This window comes from Streptomyces sp. NPDC059788 (genome assembly GCF_042732265.1).
In the GTDB taxonomy this organism is placed as follows: domain Bacteria; phylum Actinomycetota; class Actinomycetes; order Streptomycetales; family Streptomycetaceae; genus Streptomyces.
This window is the reverse complement of record NZ_JBHWHY010000043.1, coordinates 242-12,328: the sequence shown is the minus strand read 5'-3', so window position 1 is coordinate 12,328 and position 12,087 is coordinate 242. Positions and strand designations below refer to the sequence as shown.

Here is a 12,087-nt window from a genome sequence, read left to right as displayed (position 1 = left end):
GACGACGGTGGACTGGGGGCCGTTGACGGCGGCGATCGACAGTCCCTCGTACGCGGCGAGGCGCTGTTCGACGTCGGCGGCGGGCAGCGGGACCGACATCATGGCGCCGGCTCCGGCCAGCCCGCGGGCGATGGCCTGGCTGCGCAGCGCGACGACGCGGGCGGCGTCCTCCAGGGAGAGCGCCCCGGAGACGGCGGCCGCGGCGATCTCGCCCTGCGAGTGGCCGACCACGGCGTCGGGGGTGATGCCGTGGGAGGTCCACAGCGCGGCCAGCGAGACCATGACGGCGAAGGAGGCGGGCTGTACGACGTCGACGCGGTCCAGGGTCGGCGCGCCTTCGGCCTGGCGCAGCACGTCGAGCAGCGACCAGTCGGTGAACTCCGAGAGGGCGACGGCGCATTCGGTCAGGCGCTCGGCGAAGACCGGGGACTCCTCCAGGAGCCGTGCGCCCATGCCGACCCACTGGGAGCCCTGGCCGGGGAAGACGAAGACGGTCTTGCCTTCGGTGTCGGCCGTGCCCTGGACTACGCCGGGCGCGGAGCCGCCGGTGGCGAGGGCGTCGAGGGCCGCGCGCCGGGTGCTGTCGTCGGTGCCGACGACGACGGCGCGGTGGTCGAAGAGCGTGCGCGAGGCCACCAGGCTGTGCGCGACGTCCAGCGCGCCGGGTGCCTGAGCGCCGTCGAGGTGGGCGGCGAGGTGGGCCGCCTGGGCGCGCAGTGCGCCCGGGGTACGGGCGGACAGCACCCAGGGGACGGCGTCACCGGCCGGGGGCACCGTCACGGCGGGCGCCGTCGCCTCGATCGGGCGGGGGGCCTCTTCGAGGATGGTGTGGGCGTTGGTCCCGCTGATGCCGAAGGAGGAGACCGCGCAGCGGCGCAGGCGCTCGCCCTCGGACCAGTCGGCGGGGTCGTTCAGCAGGGAGAGGGTGCCGGACGTCCAGTCGATGTGGCTGGAGGGAGTGTCCGCGTGCAGGGTGCGCGGCAGCACTCCCTGGCGCAGCGCCATGACCATCTTGATGACGCCGGCGACGCCGGCCGCCGACTGGGTGTGGCCGATGTTGGTCTTGACGGAGCCCAGGAGCAGCGGGTTCTCGGGGTCGCGGTCCTGGCCGTAGGTGTTGAGCAGGGCCTGCGCCTCGATGGGGTCGCCGAGGGCGGTGCCGGTGCCGTGGGCCTCGACGACGTCGATGTCGCCCGGCTCCACCTTGGCGTTGGCCAGGGCCTGGCGGATGACGCGCTGCTGGGACGGGCCGTTCGGGGCGGACAGGCCGTTGGAGGCGCCGTCCTGGTTGATGGCCGAGCCGCGGACGACGGCGAGGATCTCGTGCCCGTTGCGCTGGGCGTCCGAGAGCCGCTCCAGGACGAGGATGCCGACGCCTTCGGCGAGGGTCATGCCGTCGGCGCCGTCGGAGAACGCCTTGCAGCGGCCGTCACCGGCCAGCGCCCGCTGGCGGCTGAAGGCGACGAACGGGTTGGGGTTGGTCATCACGGTCGCGCCGCCGGCCAGGGCCAGGGAGCTCTCGCCGTTGCGCAGCGACTGGCAGGCCAGGTGCAGGGCGACCAGGGACGAGGAGCAGGCGGTGTCGACGGTGACCGCCGGGCCTTCGAGGCCGAAGAGGTAGGCCAGGCGCCCGGAGAGCACGCTGGGGCTGGTGCCGGTCACCAGGTGGCCGGCGGAGCCGTCCTCGACGCCCAGTCCGTACTCCTGGTAGGTGGAGCCGATGAAGGTACCGGTCGCGCTGCCGTGGACGGTGGTGGGGTCGATGCCGGCGTATTCGAACGCCTCCCAGGTGGTCTCCAGCAGCAGCCGCTGCTGGGGGTCCATCGACAGGGCCTCGCGCGGCGAGATGCCGAAGAAGGAGGCGTCGAACTCGCCCGCGTCGTGCAGGAAGCCGCCCTGGCTGGAGTACGTCGTGCCGGGGTTGTCCGGGTCGGGGTGGTGCAGGTCGGTGTTCCAGCCGCGGTTGACGGGGAAGTCGGTGATCGCGTCGACGCCGTCGGAGACCAGGTCCCAGAACTGCTGCGGGGAGCGGACGCCCCCGGGGAAGCGGCAGCTCATGCCCACGATGGCGACGGGCTCGTCGAATCCGCCGGCGGCCACGGCCGCGGTGGCGGCCTGGGAGCCGCCGGTGCCGAGGATCTCCTCGCGCAGGTGGCGGGCGAGGACGGTGGGCGTCGGGTAGTCGAAGACGAGGGTGGCGGGCAGGGACAGGCCGGTGCGGGTGGCGAGCCGCTTGCGCAGTTCCACGGCGGTCAGCGAGTCGAAGCCGGCGTCGCGGAAGGCCCGCCGCTCGGAGATGGCGTCCGCCGAGTCGTGGCCGAGGGCGATGGCCGCCTCGGCGCGCACCAGGTCGGCCAGCAGCCGCTCCTGCTCGTCCTGGTCCAGGCCGCTGAGGCGGGCGGCGAACTCCGGCGCGGCGCTCTCGGCTCCGCTCCCGTCGCCCGCCAGTGCCTTGACCTCGTCCAGTTCGTCGAAGAGGGCGCTTGGGCGGGTGGAGGTGAAGACGGGGTGGTAGCGCTCCCAGTCGATGTCGGCGACCGTGACGGTCACGTCCTTGTGGACGACGGCGCGCCGCAGTTCGCTGATGGCGGTGGCGGGCGCGAGGAAGCGCAGTCCGCGCTTCTGCAGCGCGTCGGTCATGGTCTCGTCGGTGGCCATTCCGGCCTCGGCCCAGGGGCCCCAGGCGACGGAGGTGGCGGGCAGGCCGCGGGCCGCACGGTGCTCGGCGAGGGCGTCGAGGTAGGCGTTGGCGGCGCCGTACGCGCTCTGTCCGGCGCTGCCCCAGACTCCGGCGATCGAGGAGACGAGGACGAAGAAGTCCAGGTCGTGGCCGTCCAGGAGGCTGTCGAGGTGGGCCGCGCCGAGCATCTTGGCGGCCATCGCCCCGGCGGCGTCGGCCAGCGGGGTTTCGGCGAAGGCGGCGTTCTGGCCGACGCCGGCCGCGTGCACGACGCCGGTCAGCGGGTGCTCTTCGGGTACGGAGGCCAGGAGCGCGGCGAGCGCGTCCCGGTCGGCGGTGTCGCAGGCCGCGATGGTGACCCGGGCTCCCAGGCCCTCGATCTCCGTGGCCAGTTCACCGGCGCCGGGGGCGTCGGGGCCGCGGCGGCTGGTGAGGAGGAGGTGTTCGGCGCCGCTGCGGGCGAGCCAGCGCGCGACTTCGGCGCCGAGCGCTCCGGTGCCGCCGGTGACGAGCACGGTGCCGCGCGCGGTGAACGCGTCGGCCGGGGGCAGTTCGGCCTGCGGGTGGCGCACCAGGCGCCGGCCGAGCGCACCGGTGGCGCGGATCGCGAGCTGGTCCTCGCCGCCCTGTGCGGCCAGCGCGCTGACGAGGTGCTGGGTGGCGGGGGCGTCGAGGGTGGCCGGCAGGTCGATCAGGCCGCTCCACAGCTGCGGGTGCTCCAGGGCGGCGACGCGGCCCAGTCCCCAGACGGCTGTCTGGAGGGAGTTGGTGAGCGGGTCGGCCGGGCCGGTGGTGACCGCGCCGCGGGTCAGGGTCCACAGGGGGGCGTCGAGCGGGGTGTCGGTGAGCGCCTGGGTCAGTACGAGGCTGAGCGCGAGTCCGGCCGGGGTTTCGGCGGCGGGCCGGTGGCCGGGCAGGTCGGCGAGCGGGAGCAGGGACAGGATGCCGGAGAAGGCGTGTCCGTCCGCTCGTACGGCGTCGAGCCGGGCGGCGAGTTCGCCGCGTTCGCGGCAGGCGTCGTCCAGGACGAGGGTCTCGAACTGGGCGCCGTGGCCGCGCAGCGCGTCGAGGATCTCGTCGCTGTCGATGCCGTCGGCGGTGACGAGCAGCCAGGTGCCTTCGAGTACCGGGGCGGCGGCGGCCCGTACGGGACGCCAGGCCACGCGGTAGCGGGTGGAGTCCAGCAGCGCCTTCTCGTGCCGCTGCTGGCGCCAGGACGACAGTGCGGGCAGCAGCGCGTACAGGGAGGCGTGCTGTTCGTCGCGCAGTCCCAGGAGAGCGGCCAGCTCCGCGGCGTCGCCGCGTTCGACGGAGCCCCACAGCTCGGCGTCGGCGGGGTCGGGGGTGCCCTGTGCGAGGTGGACGGGGGCCGGCTCGGGCCAGTAGCGCTCGTGCTGGAAGGCGTAGGTGGGCAGGTCGACCGTGCGTGCTCCGGTGCCGGCGAGGTAGGCGGGCCAGTCGACGGCCGTGCCGCGTACGTGCAGGCGGGCCAGTGCGGTGGCGGCGCTGCGCTCCTCGCCGCGCCCGGCGCGCAGCAGCGCGACGAAGTCCGCGTCCGCCTCGTCGCCGAGGGTGTCCTGGGCGGGGGCGGACAGCGCGCTGTCGGGGCCGATTTCGAGGAAGGTGCCGGCGCCGGAGGCGTGCGCGGCGCGCACGGTGTCGGCGAAGCGGACGGTGCCGCGCGCGTGCGCGACCCAGTAGTCCGGGGAGCGCAGTTCGTCGTCGGTGGCGGGCTGTCCGGTGAGGCCCGAGATGACGGTCACCTCGGGTACGCCGTAGGTGAGCTGTTCGGCGACCTCGCGCAGGTCGTCGAGGGCGGGCTCCATGAGCGGCGAGTGGAAGGCGTGGCTGACCTTCAGGCGCTTGGTCTTGCGGCCCTGTGCGGCGAAGTGGGCGGCGATCTCCTCGGCCGCGGCCAGGTCGCCGGCGACGACGACGGCGCGGGGGCCGTTGACGGCGGCGAGGGACACCTCGTGCTCGCGTCCGGCGAGCAGCGGGGCGGCCTCCTCCTCGGTGGCCTCAAGGGAGATCATCGCGCCGCCGACGGGCAGCGCCTGCATCAGCCGGCCGCGCGCGGCGACCAGACGGGCCGCGTCGGGGAGGGTGAGGACGCCGGCGACGTGCGCGGCGGCGATCTCGCCGACGGAGTGGCCCAGCAGGATGTCGGGGCGTATGCCCCAGGTGCGCAGCAGCCGGTGCAGCGCGACCTCGATGGCGAACAGGGCCGGCTGGGTCCACTCGGTGTGGTCCAGCAGCTCCGCCTCGGGGCTGCCCACCGGCGCGAACAGGACGTCCTTCAGGGGACGGTCCAGGTGCGGGTCGAGGGCGGCGGTCACCTCGTCCAGGGCCTCGGCGAACGCGGGGAAGCGGGCGGCGAGTTCCCGGCCCGCGCCGGGGCGCTGGCTGCCCTGCCCGGCGAACAGCACGGCCAGCTTGCCCGCGCCGCCGATCTCGCCCTCGGTGAGCGCGGAGTCGGGGCGGTCGGCGGCCAGGTTGGCCAGCGCGCGCAGCAGTTCGTCGCGGTCGCCGGTGACGACGGCGCGCTGGTCGAAGGCCGAGCGGGTGGTGGCGAGGGAGAGCCCGACGTCGACCGGGTCGAGGCCGGGGCGCTCGTCGAGGAAGGTCCGCAGACGGGCGGCCTGGTCCCGCAGCGCCGCCCGGTTCCTGCCGGACAGCGTCCAGGGCACGACGGCCGGGCTGAGCTCCGGCTCTTCGCGCTCCTCGGGGACGGCCGACGGCTCCTCGACGATGAGGTGCGCGTTGGTGCCGCTGAAGCCGAAGGAGGAGACGGCGGCACGGCGCGGCCGGTCGGCCTGCGGCCAGGGGGTCTCCTCGGTGATCAGGCGCACCGCGCCGGAGTCCCACTCCACGTGCGAGGACGGCTCGTCGGCGTGCAGCGTGCGGGGCAGCACGCCGTGGCTCATGGCCATGACCATCTTGATGACGCCGGCGACGCCGGCCGCGGCCTGGGTGTGGCCGATGTTGGACTTGACGGAGCCCAGCAGCAGCGGGCTCCGCGCGTCGCGGTCCTGGCCGTAGGCGGCGAGCAGGGCCTGCGCCTCGATGGGGTCGCCGAGGGTGGTGCCGGTGCCGTGGCCCTCCACGGCGTCGATGTCGGTGGCGGACAGGCCGGCGGCGGACAGCGCCTGCCGGATCACCCGCTGCTGGGAGGGGCCGTTGGGGGCGGTCAGGCCGTTGGAGGCGCCGTCCTGGTTGACGGCGGAGCCGCGTACGACGGCCAGGACGTGGTGCCCGTTGCGGCGGGCGTCGGAGAGGCGTTCCAGGACGAGGACGCCCACGCCCTCGGACCAGCCGACGCCGTCGGCACTGTCGCCGAACGCCTTGCAGCGGCCGTCCGGGGACAGTCCGCGCTGCCGGGAGAACTCGATGAGGGCGCCCGGGGTCGACATGACCGTGACGCCGCCGGCCAGCGCGAGGGAGCACTCCCCCGAGCGCAGCGCCTGCATGGCCCAGTGCATGGCGACCAGCGAGGACGAGCACGCGGTGTCGACGGTGACGGCGGGGCCTTCGAGGCCGAGGGTGTAGGAGACACGGCCGGAGACGACGCTCGCGGCGGTGCCGCTGCCCTGGTGGCCCTCGAACTGCCCGCCGGAGAGCACCGTGGCGTAGTCGTTGTACATGACGCCCGCGAAGACGCCGGTCTGGCTGCCGCGCAGCGACACCGGGTCGATGCCCGCCCGCTCGACGGCCTCCCAGGACGCTTCGAGGAGCAGTCGCTGCTGGGAGTCGGTGGCCAGGGCCTCGCGGGGGCTCATGCCGAAGAAGGCGGGGTCGAAGTCGGCGGCGTTGTGCAGGAAGCCGCCGAAGCGGGAGTAGGAGGTGCCGGTGCGGTCCGGGTCCGGGTCGTAGAGCGCGTCCAGGTCCCAGCCCCGGTCGGTGGGCAGACCCGAGATGGCGTCGGTGCCCTCGCTGACCAGCCGCCACAGGTCCTCGGGCGAGGCGACGCCGCCCGGGTAGCGGCAGCTCATGCCGACGATGACGATGGGGTCCTCGTCGGCGGCGGCACGGGGGGCCTCGGCCGCGGCGGCGGCCTCGGAGCCCATGAGTTCGGCGAGGATGTGCGCGGCGAGGGCGTCGACGGTCGGGTAGTCGAAGATGACCGTCGCGGCGGTGCGCAGGCCGGTGGCCGCGCTGAGCCGGTTGCGCAGTTCGACCGCGGTCAGCGAGTCGAAGCCCAGCTCCCGCAGCGGGCGCCGCGCGTCGATGTCGGCGGTGTCGGCGTGGCCGAGTACGGCGGCCACCTGGCCGGCCACGACGTCGAGCACGACCTCGCGGCGGTCGGTCTCCGGCAGCCGGGACAGCTTCTGTACGAGGGTGACGGCGGCCTCCGAGCCCGAGACCACCGCGCGGCGGGCCGGGGTGCGGATCAGGCCGCGCCACAGCGGCGGTATCTCGCCCTGGACGCGCAGGACGGACAGGTCGAGCCTGGTCGGCAGCAGGACGGTGGCGTCCGTGGCGGTGGCCGCGTCGAAGAGGGCGATGCCCTGTTCCTCGGTGAGCGCGGGGGTGCCCATGCGGGCCAGGCGGTCGAGGTCCTCGTCCGTCAGGCCGCCGGTCATGCCGCCGGTGGGGGCCCACGGGCCCCAGGCCAGGGAGAGCCCCGGCAGGCCCTGGGCGCGGCGCAGCTGGGCGAGCGCGTCGAGGAAGGCGTTGGCGGCGGCGTAGTTGCCCTGGCCTGCGGCGCCCACGGTGCCGGAGAGGGAGGAGAAGACGACGAAGGCGGCCAGGCCGAGGTCCTGGGTGGCCTCGTGGAGGTGCCACACGGCGTCGGCCTTGGGGCGCAGGACCGCGCTGATCCGCTCGGGGGTGAGCGATTCGAGCACGCCGTCGTCGAGGGTGCCGGCGCTGTGCACGACGGCGGTGACGGGGTGCTCGGCGGGCACGCCGGCCAGCAGCTGCCGCACGGCGGCGCGGTCGGACAGGTCGCATGCGGTGATGGCGACCTGCGCGCCGAGCCCGGTCAGTTCGGTCAGGAGTTCCCCGGCGCCGTCGGCGTCGGGGCCGCGGCGGCTGGCGAGCAGCAGGTGCCGTACGCCGCGCTCGGCGACCAGGTGGCGGGCGAGTACGCGGCCCAGGCCGCCGGTGGCGCCGGTGAGGACCACGGTGCCCTCGGGGTCCCACTCCGTGTGGGACTGCGAGGTCTGGGCGCGGGCGAGCCGCGCGGTGAGCACGGCGGTGCCGCGGACGGCGGTCTGCGGCTCGTCCAGGGCCAGGGCCCGCGCCAGCGGCTCGGCGGCGGGTACGGCGGTGTCGGTGTCGAGGTCCAGCAGCGCGAAGCGGCCGGGGTGTTCGCTCTGCGCGGCGCGCACCAGGCCCCAGACGGCGGCGGCTGCCGGGTCCGGCGCCTGCCGGCCGTCGGTGGCGACCGCGCCACGGGTGACGAGGACGAGCCGGGAGGCGGCGTAGCGCTCGTCCGCCAGCCAGGTGCGCAGGAGTTCCAAGGCGTGCGCGGTGCGGGCGTGCGCGGCGGTGACGACGTCGTCGTCGGCCGTACCCGCCACGGGGGCGAGGACCACGTCCGGGACGGTGGTGGCGGCGTCCAGGCCGGACAGCGCGGTGACCGTGAAGTCCGGCGACGCGAGGGCCTGCTCCAGGCCGAAGAGGTCCGGGCCGAGGACGGCTGCCGAGGCGGGGGCCGCCTGGGCGGCCTGGCGGGGTTCGGTCCAGCGCAGCTCGAACAGGGCATCGCGGACGAGGGCGTCGGCGGCGCCGAGCTGCTCGTCGGGCATGGTGCGCAGGACCAGCGAGCCGATGGAGGCGACGGGGGCGCCGGTGGTGTCGGCGACGGCGATGGACACCGCGTCGTCCTCGGCCTGGGTCAGCTTGACGCGGACCGTGCTCGCCCCGCTGGCGTGCAGGGTCACGTCCTGCCACGCGAAGGGCAGGCCGCCGCGGGCGTGCTCGCCCAGGTCGACGAAGGCCGCGGCGTGCAGCGCGGCGTCCAGCAGGGCCGGGTGGATGCCGAACGACGTGGCGGTCTCGGTGTCGGCGCCGTTGGTCTGCGGCAGTGCCACCTCGGCGTAGACGTCGTCGCCGCTGCGCCAGGCCGCGCGCAGGCCCTGGAACAGGGGGCCGTATCCGAAGCCGGTGTCGGCCATCCGGTCGTAGAAGCCGTCGAGGTCCAGCGGGCGCGCGTCGGCGGGCGGCCAGACGGTGGCGTCGAAGTCGGCGTGGTGCTCGCCGGCGACGAGGATACCGGCGGCGTGCTGGGCCCAGGGCAGTTCCTCCGGCCCGTCGGGGCGGGAGTGGACGCTGACGGCGCGGCGGCCCGTCTCGTCCGGGCTGCCCACCCACACCTGGACCTGGACGCCGCCCTCTTCGGGCAGCACCAGCGGGGCGGCCAGGGTCAGTTCCTCCACGCGGCCGCAGCCGGCCTCGTCCCCGGCGCGTACGGCCAGCTCCAGGAAGGCGGTGCCCGGCAGCAGCACCGTGCCGCGCACGGCGTGGTCGGCGAGCCAGGGGTGGGTGCGCCGCGACAGCCGGCCGGTGAGCAGCAGGCCGTCGGAGTTGGCGACCGACACGGCCGCCGCCAGCAGCGGGTGGTGTGCCGCGCCGAGGCCGGCGGCCCGCACGTCGCCGCCGGTCCCGAGCACGCTCTTGGGCCAGTAGCGGCGGCGCTGGAATGCGTAGGTGGGCAGGTCGGCGCGCCGGGCGCCGGTGCCCTGGAAGTAGGGCTCCCACTGGACGGTGACGCCGCGGGTGTGCAGACCGGCCAGCGCGGCGGTGAGCGTCTCGGCCTCGGGGCGGCCCGGCCGCAGCACGGCGAGCGTCGCGGGGACGGCGTCGGCGGTGTCGGCGGATTCGGGGGTGTCGTCGGTGCTGCCGGACGCGGCCAGGCAGGTCTGGGCCATGGCGGACAGGACGGCGTCGGGGCCCAGTTCCAGGAAGGTGGCGGCGCCGTGGCCGTCGAGCCAGGCGAGGGCGTCGGCGAACCGTACGGCGTTGCGGGCGTGGTCCGCCCAGTAGTCGGGGGAGGTCAGCTGCTCCACCGTGGCGAGGGTGCCGGTCAGGGCGGAGACGACCGGGATCACGGGCGCCTGCGGCGTGAGCCGGGAGACGACGGCCCGGAACTCCTCCAGCATGGGCTCCATGAGCGGGGAGTGGAACGCGTGCGAGACCCGCAGCCGCTTGGTCCGGCGGCCCAGCTCGCGGAAGTGCTCCGCGACGGCCGCGGCCTCCTCCGCGTCACCGGCGACCACCACGGCGGCGGGTCCGTTGACCGCGGCGATCGAGACGCGGTCCGACCGGCCCTCCAGCAGGGGCAGGACCTCCTCCTCGGTGGCTTCGAGGGAGATCATGGCGCCGCCTTCGGGCAGCGCCTGCATGAGGCGGCCGCGGGCGGTCACCAGGGCCGCGGCGTCGGCCGCGGTGAAGACGCCGGCCACGTGGGCCGCGGCGATCTCGCCGATGGAGTGGCCGGCGACGAAGTCCGGCTTGATACCGAAGGACTCGGCGAGCCGGTACAGCGCCACCTCGATCGCGAACAGCGCGGGCTGGGCGTAGCCGGTCTCGTCGAGCAGGGCGGCCTCGGGCGTGCCCTCGGCGGCGAACAGCACGTCTCTCAGGGGCCGTTCGAGGCCCTGGTCGAGGTGGGTGAGGAGCTCGTCGAGGGCGGTGGCGAAGACGGGGAAGCGGGCGGCCAGTTCACGTCCCATGCCCGGCCGCTGGGAGCCCTGTCCGGTGAACAGGAGGGCGAGCTTGGCCCGGGTACGGGCGGTGTCCTGCACCAGGCCGGGGGCCGGGGCGCCGTCGGCGAGCGCGGTGAGGGCGGCGCGGGCCGCGTCCAGGTCGGCCGCGGTGAACGCGGCGCGGTGCTCCATGCCGGAGCGGGTGGTGGCCAGGGAGTAGGCCACGTCCACGGGCGCGAGGCCGGGGCCGGAGGCGAGGTGTTCGAGCAGCTGCGCCGCCTGGGCGCGCATCGCCTCGCGGGTACGGCCCGAGACGAGCCACGGGACGGCGCCCGCCGCCACGGGTTCGGCCGCGGGCGGCTGCTCCGCGCCCTCCTGGCCGGCCTCGGGGGCCGGGTCGGCCGGGGCCTCTTCCAGGATCGTGTGCGCGTTGGTGCCGCTGAGACCGAACGAGGAGACACCCGCCCGGCGCGGCCGTTCGCCCTGCGGCCAGGCGACCTGCTCGGTGAGCAGGCGCACGGCCCCCTGCGTCCAGTCGACGTGCGAGGACGGCGCGTCCACGTGCAGCGTGCGCGGGAGCAGGCCGTGGCGCATGGCCAGCACCATCTTGATGACGCCGGCCATGCCGGCCGCCGCCTGGGTGTGGCCGAGGTTCGATTTGACGGAGCCCAGCAGGAGCGGGCGTTCGGCGTCGCGTCCCTGGCCGTAGGTGGCCAGCAGCGCCTGGGCCTCGACCGGGTCGCCCAGGGTGGTGCCGGTGCCGTGCGCCTCGACGGCGTCGACCTCGTCGGCCGAGAGCCGCGCGCTGACCAGCGCCTGCTCGATGACCCGCTGCTGGGAGGGGCCGTTGGGGGCGGTCAGGCCGTTGGAGGCGCCGTCCTGGTTGACGGCGGAGCCGCGGATGACGGCCAGGATCTCGTGTCCGTTGCGGCGGGCCTCCGAGAGGCGTTCCAGGACCAGGACGCCGACGCCCTCGGCCCAGCCGGTGCCGTTGGCGGAGTCGGCGAAGGAGCGGCAGCGCCCGTCGGCGGAGAGCCCGCCCTGGCGGCTGAACTCGACGAAGGTGGTGGGGCTGGACATCACGGTGACGCCGGCGGCCAGCGCGAGGGAGCACTCGCCCTGGCGCAGGGAGTGGGCGGCCAGGTGCAGGGCCACGAGGGAGGACGAGCAGGCGGTGTCGACGGTGACCGCCGGGCCCACGGCGCCGAAGAAGTAGGCGAGGCGGCCCGAGATGACGCTGGTGGTGGTGCCGGTCAGGGCGAAGCCCTGGACGTCGTCGTCCGGGCCCACCCGGTACTCCTGGGGCATGGCCCCGACGAACATGCCGGTACGGGAGCCCCGGACGGCCGCCGGGTCGATGCCGGCCCGCTCGAAGGCCTCCCAGGAGGACTCCATGAGCAGTCGCTGCTGCGGGTCCATGGCGAGCGCCTCACGGGGGGAGATCCCGAAGAAGGAGGCGTCGAATTCGGCCGCGTCGTGCAGGAAGCCGCCGGAGAACTCCCCGGCGTCCTCGGCCGACAGCTCCCAGCCGCGGTCGTCGGGGGACCTGGTGATGCCGTCCCCGTCGGCGGCGAGCAGGGACCAGAGCTCCTCGGGGTTGCGCACTCCTCCCGGGAAGCGGCAGCTCATGCCCACGATGGCGATCGGCTCGCGGGCCGCCGCCTCCAACTCGTTCACCCGCTGCCGGGAGCGCCGCAGATCGGCACCGGCCCGCTTCAGGTAGTCGCGGAGCTTCTGTTCCTGGTCCATGTTCGCCAC

General features: G+C 75.3%; 1 protein-coding gene (running past one end of the window). It reads right to left on the bottom strand.

Features of this window, described 5'->3' with window-relative positions:
• Window positions 1-12,087, bottom strand: the start of a protein-coding gene (locus ACFV57_RS31480) for a type I polyketide synthase (RefSeq protein ID WP_385239188.1). The gene continues 16,395 nt to the left of window position 1, outside the view; 12,087 of the gene's 28,482 nt are visible here — the first part of the coding sequence; its start codon is at window positions 12,085-12,087; its stop codon lies beyond the left edge, outside the window.